The organism is Cellvibrio sp. UBA7661 (assembly GCA_002483365.1).
GTDB lineage: Bacteria > Pseudomonadota > Gammaproteobacteria > Pseudomonadales > Cellvibrionaceae > Cellvibrio.
The window spans coordinates 15791-31575 of record DLHT01000007.1 but is presented as its reverse complement, the minus strand read 5'-3'; the positions used below and the strand labels follow the sequence as shown (position 1 = coordinate 31575).

General features: G+C 46.8%; 15 protein-coding genes. 10 read left to right on the top strand and 5 right to left on the bottom strand.

Going from position 1 to position 15785, the window contains the following annotated elements; genetic code table 11:
• Nucleotides 1–165: 165 nt before the first annotated feature.
• The 5 genes from B2739_RS07035 (at nucleotide 166) to B2739_RS07015 (ending at nucleotide 3413) form a co-directional block, all read left to right on the top strand.
• Nucleotides 166–576, top strand: a complete 411-nt coding sequence (locus B2739_RS07035; RefSeq protein ID WP_331345158.1) for a hypothetical protein — start codon at nucleotides 166–168, stop codon at nucleotides 574–576.
• A gap of 75 nt (nucleotides 577–651) precedes the next feature.
• The gene (locus tag B2739_RS07030) at nucleotides 652–1491 is read left to right on the top strand and encodes a BON domain-containing protein (RefSeq protein WP_331345157.1); all 840 of its coding nucleotides are present in this window, start codon (nucleotides 652–654) and stop codon (nucleotides 1489–1491) included.
• A 37-nt stretch (nucleotides 1492–1528) separates the two neighbouring features.
• Entirely contained in the window at nucleotides 1529–1945 is a 417-nt protein-coding gene (locus B2739_RS07025) for a DUF4398 domain-containing protein (RefSeq protein WP_331345156.1), read from the top strand.
• On the top strand, nucleotides 1942–2790 hold the full coding sequence (locus B2739_RS07020) for an OmpA family protein (protein WP_331345155.1): 849 nt from the start codon (nucleotides 1942–1944) through the stop codon (nucleotides 2788–2790). Before B2739_RS07025 ends, B2739_RS07020 begins: the two co-directional genes overlap by 4 nt.
• 104 nt (nucleotides 2791–2894) lie before the next feature.
• On the top strand, nucleotides 2895–3413 hold the full coding sequence (locus B2739_RS07015; protein ID WP_331345154.1) for a hypothetical protein: 519 nt from the start codon (nucleotides 2895–2897) through the stop codon (nucleotides 3411–3413).
• Between the two features lie 114 nt (nucleotides 3414–3527).
• Here the strand turns inward: B2739_RS07015 and B2739_RS07010 are convergent, their stop codons facing one another.
• Entirely contained in the window at nucleotides 3528–3944 is a 417-nt protein-coding gene (locus B2739_RS07010; protein WP_331345153.1) for a PRC-barrel domain-containing protein, read from the bottom strand.
• Nucleotides 3945–4257: 313 nt separating this feature from the next.
• On the opposite strand from B2739_RS07010, the gene B2739_RS07005 reads away from it, so the two are divergent.
• Nucleotides 4258–4986 (top strand): Crp/Fnr family transcriptional regulator, encoded by a 729-nt coding sequence (locus B2739_RS07005; protein ID WP_331345152.1) that lies wholly within the window; start codon nucleotides 4258–4260, stop codon nucleotides 4984–4986.
• A 112-nt stretch (nucleotides 4987–5098) separates the two neighbouring features.
• On the opposite strand, the gene B2739_RS07000 is transcribed toward B2739_RS07005, so the two are convergent.
• The 3 genes from B2739_RS07000 to B2739_RS06990 form a co-directional block, all read right to left on the bottom strand.
• Nucleotides 5099–6607 (bottom strand): OmpA family protein, encoded by a 1509-nt coding sequence (locus tag B2739_RS07000; RefSeq protein WP_331345151.1) that lies wholly within the window; start codon nucleotides 6605–6607, stop codon nucleotides 5099–5101.
• Between the two features lie 190 nt (nucleotides 6608–6797).
• Entirely contained in the window at nucleotides 6798–7061 is a 264-nt protein-coding gene (locus B2739_RS06995) for a BON domain-containing protein (protein ID WP_414633213.1), read from the bottom strand.
• 376 nt (nucleotides 7062–7437) lie between these two features.
• A complete protein-coding gene (locus B2739_RS06990; RefSeq protein ID WP_331345149.1) occupies nucleotides 7438–8217 on the bottom strand; it encodes a Crp/Fnr family transcriptional regulator in 780 nt (259 codons plus the stop codon).
• Nucleotides 8218–8354: 137 nt separating this feature from the next.
• Here B2739_RS06990 and B2739_RS06985 point away from each other — a divergent pair, with 137 nt between their 5' ends.
• Both B2739_RS06985 and B2739_RS06980 read left to right on the top strand, forming a co-directional pair.
• Nucleotides 8355–8492 (top strand): hypothetical protein, encoded by a 138-nt coding sequence (locus tag B2739_RS06985; protein WP_331345148.1) that lies wholly within the window; start codon nucleotides 8355–8357, stop codon nucleotides 8490–8492.
• 39 nt (nucleotides 8493–8531) lie between these two features.
• Nucleotides 8532–8750, top strand: a complete 219-nt coding sequence (locus B2739_RS06980; RefSeq protein WP_331345147.1) for a hypothetical protein — start codon at nucleotides 8532–8534, stop codon at nucleotides 8748–8750.
• A 111-nt stretch (nucleotides 8751–8861) separates the two neighbouring features.
• Here B2739_RS06980 and B2739_RS06975 read toward each other — a convergent pair whose 3' ends face one another.
• Complete coding sequence (locus B2739_RS06975; protein WP_331345146.1) at nucleotides 8862–11111, bottom strand: hypothetical protein; 2250 nt, start codon at nucleotides 11109–11111, stop codon at nucleotides 8862–8864.
• 293 nt (nucleotides 11112–11404) lie between these two features.
• Between B2739_RS06975 and B2739_RS06970 the strand changes: the two genes are divergently transcribed.
• Both B2739_RS06970 and B2739_RS06965 read left to right on the top strand, forming a co-directional pair.
• A complete protein-coding gene (locus tag B2739_RS06970; RefSeq protein ID WP_331345145.1) occupies nucleotides 11405–12562 on the top strand; it encodes an efflux RND transporter periplasmic adaptor subunit in 1158 nt (385 codons plus the stop codon).
• Between the two features lie 99 nt (nucleotides 12563–12661).
• On the top strand, nucleotides 12662–15736 hold the full coding sequence (locus B2739_RS06965; protein WP_331345144.1) for a multidrug efflux RND transporter permease subunit: 3075 nt from the start codon (nucleotides 12662–12664) through the stop codon (nucleotides 15734–15736).
• The last annotated feature ends 49 nt before the right edge of the window (nucleotides 15737–15785 follow it).

Here is a 15785-nt window from a genome sequence, read left to right as displayed (position 1 = left end):
ATTATATTTTCTGTTCGCCAACACACTGATATTTACCCACAAAAATAAAAATCTCTGGGTGCGCCAACACACCGAAAATTCGCCGTTAACCTGTTACTGTTGCTTATCCATTCATTCACCATCACTGCAATACCGCAGTTTGGTTGAATGCACCGAGAGGCCATCATGAACACCAATACAGGTAACAAATCGAACACTCCAGAAAAAAATTCACAGCAACAACCAGTATCTTCCCCAGCAATCAAAAAGCAACAGTCTGCAGAAGACACACCATTGAATGTTGCGATCCAGAAAGACTATCAACCTGGATTTATTGCTAAACAACAGCGCCAGCCCAATCAACAACAAATGTCCACCCGCCCTCAACAACAAGCGGATGCCATACCAAAAACAAGCGCGTGGTCCAAGCAAGTCAGTAATGCAAAAACAATGTGGGGAAAATTAACGGATGCCGAGCTTTTACACTCTAATGGCAAGGCCGAGAATTTATCCAGCTTAATACAAGAGCGCTACCACATAAACAGCAGCGAAGCAGATAAGCAAGTGAAAACATTTTTAGATAAGTGCAACTGCTAACCTCCATAGAACTATCGCCATCTACAAAAAAGATGGCGAATTTGATTAAAAAAGCTGCCTATACCCAACAGTACCATGGAGAAAAAAATGGAAACCTCACTGAACTATTTATTGAAAAAAGTGAATTTTTTTGCATTGTCATTAATGATAGTTTGTTTCCCAATTTTTGCGGATACGGCATCGCAAGAAGTGATCAATGCAAAACAAGAAACACAAATATGGACCACCTACGCACTAAGCCCTTACCTTCGCGCTAACGACATTAAAGTATCGGTCAATGAAGGCAAAGCAAAACTCGAAGGAACCGTTGATGAAGATGTTAATAGAGATCTAGCAGAAGCAATTGCACTTGGTGTTACAGGCATTAAGGCAGTGGAAAACAACATTAAAGTTGTACCCGACTACCAACCAAATTCCGATACAAGTGGATATGGCAGTCATATTGACGATGTGAATATAACCAGTGCCGTCAAATCTAAATTATTGTGGAGCAAATACATCAATACAAAATTAATTAAAGTCGAAACTATCAACAGCAAAGTCACACTCTCCGGAAATGTCGACACACAGAAATCCCGTGAACTTGCAGAGCGGCTAGCCAAAGGGACGCCGGGCGTAATATCTGTTACCAACAATTTGGAGGTAAACAAAACACCAGGCAGTGCCGGAATGGCCAAAGCATCTATCGAAGAAACTGGCAGTACTCTGTCAGATAGTTGGATTACGACAAAGATAAAATCCACTTATTTGTATTCGCGCAATGTGAATAGCGCTGATATTAGCGTAAACACTGATAACGGCGTGGTCACCTTAAGCGGTAAAGTCAATAGCGGTGTCGAACGCGCGCTTGCCATTGAACTTGCACAAAATATTCGCGGTGTTAAAAGCGTACAGGCAAAAGAGTTGGTGAATTAACACCTAAATACATATTCGTCAAACCAAGGTAAATATCATGTATCAATTCACACATAAGGCGATTACTGGAAGCATGCGGAGTTTAATTCCGTATACATTGATGTTTGGTACCAGTTTATTTTTGCTGGCAGCTTGCACATCAAAACCATTGCCTCCTACACAAGAAATTGCTACTGCCGAGCAATCTATGGTGGATGCAGAACAAGCGCGGGTGGCGCAATACGCGCTACCGGAATTGCAAGAGGCACGAAGAAAACTCGCTGCCGCACGTATTGCCGTACAAAACGAAGACATGCTATTGGCAAAACGTATGGCACAACAAGCCAGTGTTGATATCAGGTTTGCGTCAGCCATAGCTGAGCTTGCCAAAGCGGAAGCTGTTAACAACGATATGAATACAAACATCGACGTCCTTAAAGAAGAAATGCAGCGCAAAACTGGAGCACCACAATGAAATTATTCACTATCCACCCCACCCAACATGCAAAATACTTTTTCCGCCCATTTTTTATGGTTGCTACTAGTTTATTAATTCTAGGCGGCTGCGCAACCACTTCCAAAATCCCCGCGGACGCAATCGCTGCACGTGATCGTTTGACACAATTGCAAAATGATCCCGAACTATCAAGCCGCGTTTCGGTAGCGATTCGTACAGCTGAATCTGCGGTACGCGAGGCAGAAATCCCTCGCAAAGATCAAGCACTTTCCGATCATTTGGTATTTGTCGCCACTCGCGAAGTTGATATTGCTTGGGCGCAAGCCAATACCCGTTATCTAGAAGATCAACGGGCAAGATTAACTGAGCAGCGTAATACCGAACGACTCCAGTCTCGTACTCGCGAAGCGGATCGTGCACAGTATGATGCAGATCAAGCACGAGAAGAGAGCAATGAATTACGCCGCCAGATTGCAGAATTAAATGCAAAAGCTACCGAGCGTGGTTTGGTAGTCACCTTGGGAGATATGTTATTTGAAACTGGAAAATCACAATTGAAAGGTAATGCTGCAGAAAATCTGGCTAAACTTTCCAGTTTTCTTACAAACTATCCTAATCGTACATTAATTATTGAAGGGCACACTGATAATGTTGGTAGCGAAGCGAGTAACCAAACGCTATCACTTCATCGAGCAGAGTCCGTGCGTAGTTATTTACTACAACAAGGTATTAGTGAGCATCGCTTGAGCGTTTATGGTAAAGGAGAAAATTACCCGGTAGCCAGCAATGATTCAATTTCTGGACGGGCTTTAAATCGTCGCGTAGAAGCTATCATCACTGACAATTTGACAGTTGCACAATAACCAGAGCCAATCGCAAAGTGCAGTGAGAGATAAGGCTATCTACATAGCCTTGGTACAAAACTCACCATTTGTGCTGCTGCGAACGGTATCAATCGAGGCCAATCATGATGCCGCAATATCATCACCGGATATCAGGCTCGTTTTTACATCGCAATCAGGCAGAAAAGGCGTACGCAACATTATTGTTACAAGGAATTCCAGCCAAACAACTTAAGCTCAGTGATTCAGATTTGAAATCCACATTGATCGCGGCATGGGCTGAACAGGGTAATAGCAGCAACATATTAGTCGCTGTACTGGTCAGTGGCACAATAGGCATACTAATTGGTGTTTTCGTAGGAATGACTATTGAATTAGCCATGATAAATACCAGTTTATTTATCGCAAGCCCACTGACTGTACCTCTGGTATTAATTGGCTGGGGAGCATGCATCGGTGGCTTTACAGGTATTGCCATAGGTGCAATCAAACAACGTAAGCCACTTGCAAGGTTGGTACAAAAAGACTCATGCCAAACATTATTGACTGTAGATAGCCATAGTTGGCAACAAACATCAGCAGCAAAATCTGTACTGATACTCTCCGCAGAAGGATATCAAAATTTGTTGATAGAAAATAAATGAGGATATGAATGGATTTTCAAAAAAAGCAGTTAATGTTTTAAACATTAACCACCTTTACATCTTTAACTATTACTTCAATATTTCTTTATCACCACATGTAAATAAATTCAAATGTCACTCGTAGCGGCCAAACGGCTTAACACCATAATAAGTATGTATATCATTAGACCACGACTGATCTGCCATATTAGGCCAATGAGATTTATCAAATCCTGGTGCATTTTTCAGGCGATCTTTTTCCACATCCAAAATAAAACGTTTATTTTTCCTATCCAGGGTAAGCGCCCGCCAAGGTACAGCAAACAATTTTTCTCCCATACCTAAAAATGAGCCAAAGGACAAAACGGCATAGCAGACTTTACCGTTGCTCATATCCAACATTATTTCTTTTATATCTCCAATGTCTTCATGCTGCTTGTTGTAGACATCACTGCCCACCAGAGTATCTGCCCCCATCAATCTTGGCTCAAGACCATTTTCATGGGATGTTTTGTACATGCCATAGGTATCGCGATTTTCATAGCTCATCATAGTTTCCTTTTGGTGTGTAACGAACGAAAAACAGCAACCCTTATGGTTGTAACTGCCAACATTCGCATTTGTTGAAAACATTTTCCGCATCTGTCATCACGGAAAATTCTGCCACAGCAGCATCTCCGCATCAGTTCGTAAACACACACAACAAAATGAAATACCTATTTTTCAAATACATAAATATACAAAAAATGCACTCTCTGTAATCTGACGTACAGAAAACATAATCTATTCATCACATGCTGAACCAGCAAGATTGCATAGCACTGATCTTGTGCCATATTGGAAATTGAGTGCCAAGGTTACTGTGATGTCATTTAATCCAACCGTAAAAAAAACTTATCCACGCAAGCTAGCCACTAATCGTTTATTGGACAGCCTACCTGAAAAATTACGTACACATATGTTGAAAATCTGCGAGCCAGTCACATTAAAATTCGGCACCATTTTGTGCGAACCGGATAAGCCACTGAAATATGTGTATTTTCCATTAAGCGCTTTTATTTCATCAGTAACGCCTATTGAGGGACATAAGCCTCTGGAAATCAGTTTAGTTGGAAATGAGGGGATGCTGGGAGCAACCGTATCACTGGGACTCATCACAACGCCAATGCGCGCCTTGGTACAAGGCTCTGGTGAAGCATTACGCCTAAGTCCAGTACAACTCCGCCGTGAATTACAAGCGACCCCAAGACTGGTGCAGCACCTCAACCGCTATATGTATGTGCTATTCGAGCAATTAATCAAAACAGCGGCTTGCATCCATTTTCATGAAATAGAGCAGCGTCTGGCTCGCTGGCTATTAATGACCCATGACCGCACTTACGCCGATCAATTACACTTAACCCAAGTATTTCTTGCCGACATGCTTGGAGTTCGCCGCAGTGGCGTCACTATAGCTGCAGGTGCATTGCAAGCCAAAAATCTTATTCATTACAACCGCGGTGAAATTACCATTCTTAATAGAAAAGGATTGGAAGCAACTTCATGCAAGTGCTATCAAATAATGATCAAAGATTATGAGAAAATATTTTCTTGATGGTTAATAAAATTGAATCGCAAGAACATTTTCAGATCTAAAAATGAAATATAAAAAACCAGCATAGCGCTGGTTTTTTATAAATATCTATACATCCTAACATTCCACTTCATTAGTGTTTAGCAAGGCTATTTTTGGGATATGTAAAAATAATATTGACCCGACGGTTTTCTTGCTGCCGACCAAGACTGGTATTGTAGGAAAAACGACGACTTTCCCCAAAGCCTTCTGCAGTAAGCCGTGCACGCTCAATACCTTCACTATTGACTAAATAATCAACAACGTTTTGCGCGCGCCGTAAAGAAATCTCATGAGAATTAGATACAGTCACCTGAAGGCCTGCGGTATGTCCCTCGACAGTTGCGGTAACGCGACGATTCTCTCTTAGAAATTTGGCGACTTTTGCCAATTCTTTATGGTATTGCGGTTTGACTACTGCACTGTTGACATCAAATTCCATCAACATAGCCATTGTCATGCGTGCAGCAGCAGGGGATAAACCTTCTATATCATTCACGCAACTGATAACAGTATTGATACGGCGATTGGCGCGCTTGCCTTCCTCGGTAGCATTACTTGCTATTGGGCGCGTATCACCAAAGCCGACTGCCAATAATCGCGCGCGATCCACACCCTGATCCTTTACTAAATACGACAATACACTTTCTGCCCGATGACGCGATAAGGCTTGATTATCTTCAGGAGAGCCTACATTGTCTGTATGACCCTCAATAACAACAGAGGCCTCCGGATACTTTGCTAGAAATATACCGACCACAGAAAGCCGCTCAAAATCTTCACGCTGAATATCGGCATTATTAATTTCAAACTGGATATCCAACATACTGCAATACTCTTCTAATGTCGGTGGGTCAATACTAGTATCCGGCATATCCCGATTGCTGATCAATTGCGTCCTTGTAGGGTGTTGACTCCCAAAACGGTAAACGATACCCAATGAATAAAAATTGATGCTGCCATTATTATTCATAGTGTCATTAATAGCGTAACGTTCTGCCTCAATACGCATGCCGAATTTAGCGGTAAAGTCATACTGCAAACCACCACCCCATTTAAAATTCACATCACGCTCGCGGTGATGATGATTGATAGCCACCAGATTACTTATACCTTGAAATCGATTTTTTACTTCGCTGTAATGCACCCCAACTCGCGCAAACGCTGAAAATTTTTCCGTTAGCGGTAATGAACCTAGCACATCAAGAGAAAAACCCTTGGTTTTGGTTCTGCTTTGCAGCGTACTAATATTTGTTTTTGTTGCTCTCGAACCAAATTGGCCCAAGTCAAAATAACCAGCCTCCAATAAAAAGATATCGTTGATAAGATAACCTGCAAATAGCTTGTAACCATTATCACGGTCATCGTCGGTAATTGTTGTCAGGCCACCGCCCAACTCGTGATTAGCAATAGCGCCATCATTAATGCTCTCGTAGGTGTGGCCAATATTAAAACCGCCATACCAATTTGAGTTTAGATCATGGCGAGTTGCGCCTTGCGCTAATAATAGTGGGCTGCCTGACATCGTTATTACACTGATAGCGATTGCCAAACGTGTTGGTACAGGCAAGAAAATTGATGGATAAAATTGAAAACGTTTCATTGATAACTCCGGGAGGTGTGCCGTCTATGATTGCGCAGGTTGCGCAGTCCGACCTTAGGCCCAACAATTTGAGCGGCTTTTTCGACATACAGTGTCAGAGTTATCACCCGAAAAGTCGGTGCGCTGGGATACAAACAGCATATCCGCAGGCTCCGTTTTTTGGTTTTTATAAAAAAATTTTTGTGCCTTATTATTTTATTCGCATGTCATTTTTAACGGATTTTACACCCTTCACTTCACTTGCCACTTTGGCTGCCCTTCTGATATCACCCTGGGAATTCACAAAACCACTTAGCTGAACAACGCCCTTGAAAGTTTCAACATTTACCTCCATCACTTTCAATTCTTTGTCATTTAATATGGCTGCTTTTACTTTTGTGGTAATAACACTATCATCAATATATTCGCCCATACTGGCATTTTTTGGTGTTGATGCACATCCCACAAACGCCATTAGCAATACAGAAAAAGCAATACTAAAACCCAGTATTTTAGTTGTATTAAAATTAAATAATTTCATGACAAGCTCCAAGCATGAATGATGTTATTTCGTTTTTTATTTTAGAGATTTAATCAATCGCCATCTGTTCGACATTGCACAAAAGAAAATCATAATAATAAAATTTAAATTATTATGTGTGCTTGCGTACTGATAAGCGATAACAACACCAATAGACTAATCAGGCTAATCAGGCTAATCACTCAAAGGAACCCTTTTACATTGGCATGCGGATTACTAAAAGGAATTAGTTGCATACATTCTTCATAGTGCGCAGGATGCGCACAGGTGTTGAACAGGGAATAAGGTAAAGTGATGTAAGGAACACACATCACTTTACACAGGGAGGCATCCTGACTACACGAGGCATGGTCGCCTGGCGCAGAGATGTACCGAGTGTTAAAGGGCAAGGCAGTAGCCGGTCAGTTTCTTTTTTCACAACTGCATAACATTCACAACTTAATTGTTCAAGGCTGTAGCGATCCAATACTGTAATCTTGCCACGTGAATATTCAATCACACCCAGTTTTTGGAGTTTACCTGCCGCTTCCGTCACACCTTCACGCCGCACACCGAGCATATTGGCAATCAGCTCTTGTGTCATGGTGATGTGGTTATCGGGCAAACGATCAAGCGACAACAACAACCAACGGCACAACTGTTGGTCTATTGAGTGATGCCGGTTGCACACTGCAGTTTGTGCCATTTGTGTAATGAGCGACTGTGTGTAGCGCAATAACAACATTAATAGTTCTGTGTGGCGGTTAAATTCGTCCTTAAACTTATAGGCAAGCAAACGATATGCATAGCCACCACTTTGGATGATGGCTCGACTGGTAGTGCTTTCACCTCCCATAAACAAAGCAACACCAATAATACCCTCTCTTCCCACCACAGAAATTTCAGCAGACGCACCATTTTCCATTACATACAAGAGCGACACTATGCAATCAACCGGAAAGTAAACGTGCCGCAATGTATCACCCGATTCATATAGCACTTTCCCCAAAGGGAGAGAAACCAATTCAAGATTAGGCACCAGCCGTTGAAATACACCTGAAGGTAATGCAGCGAGCAAATGATTGAACTGTGGCTTAGGTGACTGAGGCATAGTTGACGCTCCTTTGGAATAAGAACCATGTGTTCGCGCGCAAATATACGTCAATTATGAAACCTTCTATGTACGCTATCGAACAGACCGCAATCAAACACAGGCAGACATTATTATTCTTTTACAGGGAGATAGATATGATTGTTTTTATTATCATTATTATGGGTACGATTGTATTTTCATCGCTATATGGATTAAACGGCTTTTTAGGCTTTTTAGTGGTGACATCACTTATTGCACTGCTGGCACGTGCACGGCACCTACATCGTATCTGATACATCTGCCGCTAATTTTATATTCAAGGCTTTACCATTATGAATACCACCAAAAGGCTATCTATTATCCTGCTTTGCATAGGAGCAATAGGTTTGATTTATGGAAACATACATCAAACGACAGAAATCAAAACCTTAGACGAAAGCTCATTAAAAACTCACGTGATGAGTGATGAACATATTAATTTCCCCGTCGTCTTGGGCATTGGCTGTTTATTGTTTGGAAGTTTACTCTTCGCACTTCGCAACAAACTGTAACCATTCAAAAAAGCAGTTGCCTAAGGATTTTAAATACTTATCTAACCTAATACGTTTAAATAAAAAACGGGTTAATGCAATTTGCACTAACCCGTTATTAGCGATGTTGTTTTACAGCGGTTCAAGCGCAAAGGCCGCAAGGTCTGATGCATCCAAATACGACAAACGATCATAACCATTAGTCGCCAATGCCGAGACATAGACATGCTCCGCAAACGCCGCTTTGCCCCCCGCAACACACATACCCAATAATTGCGCAGGCGAAAAACCTTCGCGATAAATACTGGCGCTGTCGCGTGTGTAATTACCGGCATTGCCAATCACCATGCCACTGGCGTTGGTAAACCCTTGCTGGATGGCATCGTTACACGTACCTTTATTCACCACAAAATTAAATGTCGCAAAATTGTGTGGGTGGTAAGCACGGAACGCGACTTCAATATTGGCATTGGGTGGATAAGGCACAAAACCGCAACAATCCGAGGTCGCTTCGCTGCCGTTGACTTTGATTTTATAAACCGTCGCTTCGCAGCGCTGGTTATCCACGCGCGCTTTCATGGTAAATCCACGGGCATTGGCACCATTCAGCAATAAATAGTCATCCGCAGCATTCACCGATGGTGCAAAACTGGTGTAGTGCGGCACCTGGAAAATCTGTTTGGGAATTGCCGCCAATTTCACGCCATTGGCATCAAACAATTCCAATACAAATTCATAAAGGCCATCGGCAAATTGCGTTGAATCTACACTCGCGGTGATAGTGTTCTGATCCCACAGCGGGCTCAATTCTGTTGCATTCACCGGGCTGGATGACGGAAACGCAGGCGGAATAACATAAAGGTCATCTTCACCATTGAGCGCGACTGGCCCCAACTTAAAGGTATTTTGGCCAAAATGTTTATGGCCCAGCGCATCAAAATATTCGTAGGTGTAGGCTTTGTGTAACGCCTGACCTTTATGCAGCGATGCAAGCGCAGCCGCTGGTGCATTGGATAAATCGGCATTGCGCAACTGGCGATAACTCCAGCGGTAGTAATACATTCCATTCGCGGGCAAGCCGCTGCCAAACTGCACCACAAAATTGAGCGTGCCACCAAACGGGCGGCGATAATTATCCAGCGCGCTGCTACCGCCACTCATAAATACATCGCTCAGGCCGACGTGATTAAATAATTTTCCTTGAATAACTGAATACTGATCCTGTTGCTTGATATGGCTTACGCTCGCACTTGAACCGATGGTTTTGATCCACACAATATCGCCATCGAGAATATCGTTGCATTCCCAACGCACGCGTGGATCAGTCACACGAATAGTGACAGCACTGCCGCACAGATAATCCCAATAGGTGTTACAGGGGACTGAGGGTTTGTATACGGTGGTCCACACACCGTCGATCAAATATTCCACCCAAAAATATAAATCGGGTTTATCACCCGTATTCCAGTAACGGAAGGTGACATCGAATGCGCCGTTTAAATCGGTGTACGCCAAGGCCACTTCATCGTAGCGATAAAAATACGGCCACAACCAGGGTACATGGCAAAAATATGGATGGAAAATCGCAAAATTTTCCACCAGCGTTTTGCGGATGGCCGCTACATTGCCGGAATTTAATTGGCTAAGAATCCTGGGCGATGACAACAATACCGATTGCACCTCACGCAATTCTTCCGGTGCATTTTCATTAGTCAAAACATTTTTAAGCGGCTCAGACTGACGCGCAGCAAATTCAGAAGCCGCATCAAAACCAAAACGCCAAGGCAAAGGTTGTGGAGGATCAAACTTCTCGGTTAACGAACCCAATCGGTTAAACGGTTCAGGTTCAGGAATGGGAAATGGCCACTCGGGATGAATCACCAGTTCCGGAATTTTAATGATGATGCGATCAGGAATTTTTTCAATCAGCAGACGAATACGGTCCACCTCGCAGATATGCACGCGCGCATGGCAAATACCGCGATCTTGTGTGAGGGTGCCGAGCGAGAAATTTTTAATCACGCGGCCGCGCACACGGCATGAGCGGCGCAACCACAACAGGGGATATTCATTGGGAATCAAAACCGGATTAATGATTCCCTCGCGATTCACATCCAATACCACTTCAAATGGATTGAACCGCTCCAACTCCGGCAGGCCAGTAATGCCATCTATCGTTTTATCATCTGCCGGTGCAACAAAAATTTTATACAGCCGCGGGTTATTGTCCGCTGTTTTGAATTCAATTGAATCGCCACGCAGCGCAGTTTTCTCTAACAGTTTTCCACTGCGCGAAAACAAAAAAGCGACGAGTGAGAGGTCTTGCGCGGGTTTTTCACTAAAGCGCAACGGAATCAGAATAGGTTTGGATGTGTTTTTCATGGGAAGATCCTTTTGAAAAATGGCGAACCCTGTATGACAAGGTGTGTGGCACAACTACCACTCACTTCATACTACGCCTCAAAACCAACATCCTTGTGTGTGAAAAGCAACAGGACTTTTGTGAAGAAATCACATGCATTTGCTGCACAAACGTCGAGAAATGTAAAACCCATTGCAGGCATACCCCCTGCATACTAGCCTGCAATTACATGCGTCATTTCTACAGGTGTGCAACATCAAGCACCGACTAAGGGCGCGTTTCTGCGTTAAATAATCAACTAATGGATGTGTTCATGTTTGCTTCTGTAAATCGCCTGTCGCGCGGCCAGCGTTGGCTGTTGGGTTTGGTTGTTGTTGTGGTGCTGTTATTGGTGTGGTTTTTTGGCATTCGCACACCCGATAAAAAAGGGCCGCCGCCACCTAACCCCTGGATGGGGCCAACGCCAGTGCATGTGGTGACAGTGGCAAAAAGCGATTTAAAAGTGCACGTAAAAGCGATTGGCAGTGTCAGCCCGTTAAATACCGTGACGGTTCGCCCGCGTGTGGGTGGGCCAATCCTGAGTGTGGAATTTACCGAAGGGCAATTTGTGAAAGCGGGTGATGTGCTGGCAGAAATCGACCCCGCGCCTTATCAGGTAAAACTCCAACAAGCGCAAGGTGCGCTACAGGAAACCAAAGCCCAATTAAAAAATGCGGAAGATGATTTGGCACTGTATGAGCAGTTGCTGACAAAAAACTCCATCGCCAAACAACAACACGACAAACAAAAAGCCTTGGTAGAGCAATTGCGCGGCACCTTAAAAAGCCACTCGGCGCAACTGGAAGATGCACGCCTGCAACTGTCCTACACGCGCATTACCGCTCCTATTTCTGGCCGCACCGGTTTGCGCAAAGTGGACGTGGGTAACTTGGTGAATGCCAACGACAGCAATGGCTTGGTCACCATTACCCAAACCCAACCGATTTCGGTGATTTTTACTATTCCGGAAAATCAATTGATCGCCGTGCGTGCGGCTCACAATGCCGCACTGGCAGCCAAGCAAGCCCTTGCGGTAGAAGCCTGGGACCGCAGCGAGCAAAGCCTGTTATCCACCGGCACACTGACCACGCTGGATAACCAGATCGACTCCGCCACTGGCACCCTGCGCTTGAAAGCGGAGTTCGCTAATAACGACGACAGCCTCTTCCCCAACCAATTCATCAATGCGCGCCTGCACCTGCAAACGCTGGACGGCGCGATCACCATTCCAACCGATGCAGTGCAATACGGCAGTAAAGGCACCTATGTATACACCATTGATGATGGCAAAGCGCAGATGCGCCCAATCAAACTCGGCGCGGTAGAAGCCGACCGGATTGCGGTATTAGAGGGATTAAAAGAGAGCGAACAAGTGGTTCTGGAAGGGATCGACCGCCTCTGGCCGGGTAAAGATGTGAAGGTGATTGAGTAACCTCCCCACGTCATCCCCGCGCAGCGGGGAACCATAAAGAACAAGACCTATGGACTCCCGCTACGCGGGAGTGACGATAGACTTACAGTAGAGAAACGCATGAACATCTCCCGCGCCTTTATCCTCCGCCCCGTCGCCACCTCGCTGGTGATGCTGGCGTTTTTGCTCGCCGGTTTGCTCGGTTATCGCCTGTTGCCGGTGGCCGCATTACCGCAGGTGGATTACCCGATCATCCAGATTTTTACCTTCAACCCCGGTGCCAGCCCCGATGTAATGGCGCGCACCGTGACTGCCCCGCTGGAGCGCAGCCTGGGGCAAATCCCCGGTGTTAAGCAGCTCTCCTCCACCAGCTCCACCGGCGCATCCATCATCACCCTGCAGTTTTTGTTAGAGATGGATTTGGGCGTCGCCGAGCAAGAAGTACAGGCCGCGCTGAATACCGCCAGCAATTTGCTGCCCAATGACCTGCCCACCCCGCCGGTGTACCGCAAGGTGAATCCGGCTGATGCGCCGATCATGACCCTCGCGGTCACCTCTGAAAGCTTGCCACTGCCCGAGGTGTACGATCTGGTAAACACCCGCATGGCGCAGAAGATTGCCCAGCTGCCCGGTGTCGGTATGGTGACTCTGGCGGGCGGCCAGCGCCCGGCGATCCGCATCAAGGTCAACCCCAATGCGCTCGCCAATACCCAGCTGAGCCTTGAGCAAGTGCGCAATGCGGTGGTATCCGCCAACACCAACCAGCCCAAAGGCAGTTTTGACGGCGAATACCGCTCCACCATGCTCGATGCCAATGACCAAATCCGCTCGGCACAGGAATATCGCGATTTGATTGTGAGCTACCGCGATGGCTCACCACTGCGTTTGGGCGATGTCGCCACCGTGGAAAACGGCGCGGAAGACCGTTTCCTCGCCGCTTGGGCGAACAAGCAACCGGCGGTGCTGATTAACATCCAGCGCCAACCGGGCGCCAATGTGATTGATGTGGCGGACAGTATCGAAGAGCTGCTGCCCAAATTGATGGTGACCATGCCCGCTGCGGCCAAGATCGAGGTGCTGAGCGACCGTACCCACAGCATCCGCGCCTCCATCCGCGATGTGCAAAAAGAACTGATCTTTGCGATCTTCCTCGTCGTCGCCGTAACTCTGGTGTTCCTGCGCTCCATTCCCGCGACCATAATCCCGAGCCTCGCCGTGCCGCTATCGCTGATCGGCACCTTTGCGGTGATGTATTTCCTCGATTTCTCCATCAACAACCTGACGCTGATGGCGCTCACCATCGCCACCGGTTTTGTGGTGGACGATGCGATCGTGATGCTGGAAAACATCGCCCGCCACCGCGAGCAGGGCGAAACCCCGATGAATGCCGCGCTTAAAGGTGCAGGGGAAATTGGTTTTACGCTGGTATCGCTCACTATTTCCCTGATCGCGGTATTGATTCCGCTGCTGTTTATGGGCGATTTGGTGGGGCGGCTATTTCAGGAGTTTGCGATTACGCTGGCAGTGGCGATTGGTATATCGCTGATCGTCTCGCTCACGCTCACGCCCATGATGTGCGCGCGCATGCTCAAAACCGCGCCGGTGCATGACGAAAACAATCCTGACTTTCTGGACAAAGTGATCCGCCGCTACGGCGAATTGCTGGATACCGTGATGCAACACCAAACCGCCGCCATGGCGGTGATGCTGGGCACTATTGCACTCACGGCGGGTTTGTACCTTGTCGTACCCAAAGGCTTTTTCCCGATTCAGGACAGCGGTGCGATTCAAGCGATCACCGAAGCGCCGCAGGACACTTCCTTCGCCGCTATGACCGAACGCCAGCAGCAGATTGCTGAGCTGATTTTGCAAGACCCGGATGTGGCGAGTATTTCATCGTTTATCGGTGTAGATGGCAGCAATATCACCCTCAACTCCGGCCGCTTGCTGATTAACCTGACATCCCACGGCGAGCGCGACGAACACGCGAGCGAGATTATCCGCCGCTTGCAGGAGCGTATTGCGGGGATCAGCGGCATTACCGCCTGGTTCCAGCCGGTACAGGAATTGAGTATCGAAGACCGGGTGAGCCGCACCCAATACCAGTTCACCCTGACCGCCCCGGAAATCGCCCTGCTGGATGAAACCTTGCCGCGTGTGCTGGAGCGCTTGCGTATGGAACCGGCACTGGCCGATATCGCCGCCGATTTACAAACCCGCGGCCTGCAAGCCTATGTGGATATCGACCGCGATGCCGCCGCGCGCCTCGGCGTGAGCGTGAGCAATATCGCCAGCAGCTTGCAAACTGCCTATGCCCAGCGGCAGATCGCCACTTTATTTACCCAAGCCAACCAATACCGGGTGGTACTGGAAGTAGATCCGGATTACGCCCAAGGCTTGAAGGCGCTGGAAAATACCTATGTCAGTTCCAGCAGCGGCCAACCGGTGCTCTTGTCTACGCTTGCCAAAATCAGCCAGCGGCCAACGCCTTTATTGATCAACCACCAAAGCCAATTTCCATCGACCACTATCTCGTTCAACCTTGCAGAAGATGCCTCACTGGGTGAAGCCATCGATGCGATAGAAGCCGCCACTGCCGAACTGGATTTGCCCGCCGCGGTTGAGTTGCGTTTTCAGGGCGCGGCCGACGCTTTCCGCGCCTCGCTCAGCAATACCCTGTGGCTGGTGCTGGCGGCCGTGGTCACTATGTACATCGTACTGGGTGTGCTTTACGAGAGTTTTATCCACCCGGTGACCATCCTCTCCACCCTGCCATCCGCCACCGTGGGTGCGCTGCTCGCGCTTTTACTGACGGGGCAGCCGCTGGATTTGATTGCGGTGATCGGCGTGGTGTTGTTGATCGGCTTGGTGAAAAAGAACGGCATCATGATGGTGGACTTTGCGCTAGATGCCCAACGCACACTGGGCATGAGCCCGCGCGAGGCAATTCATCGCGCAGCCTTAATGCGCTTTCGCCCGATTTTGATGACCACCCTCGCCGCCTTGTTTGGCGCGATCCCCTTAATGCTCGCCAGCGGCTCCGGCGCGGAACTGCGCCAGCCCTTGGGTTTGGTGATGGTGGGTGGATTGTTGGTGAGCCAGGTATTAACCCTGTTCACCACACCGGTGGTGTATTTGTTTTTTGATCGCTGGGTAAATAAACCCGCGGCAAATCAACTTGCGGAGGAGGCGTAGGTTGGCGGTGAGCTTGCGAACCCCAACATGTCCATCCATCCGCCTGCGC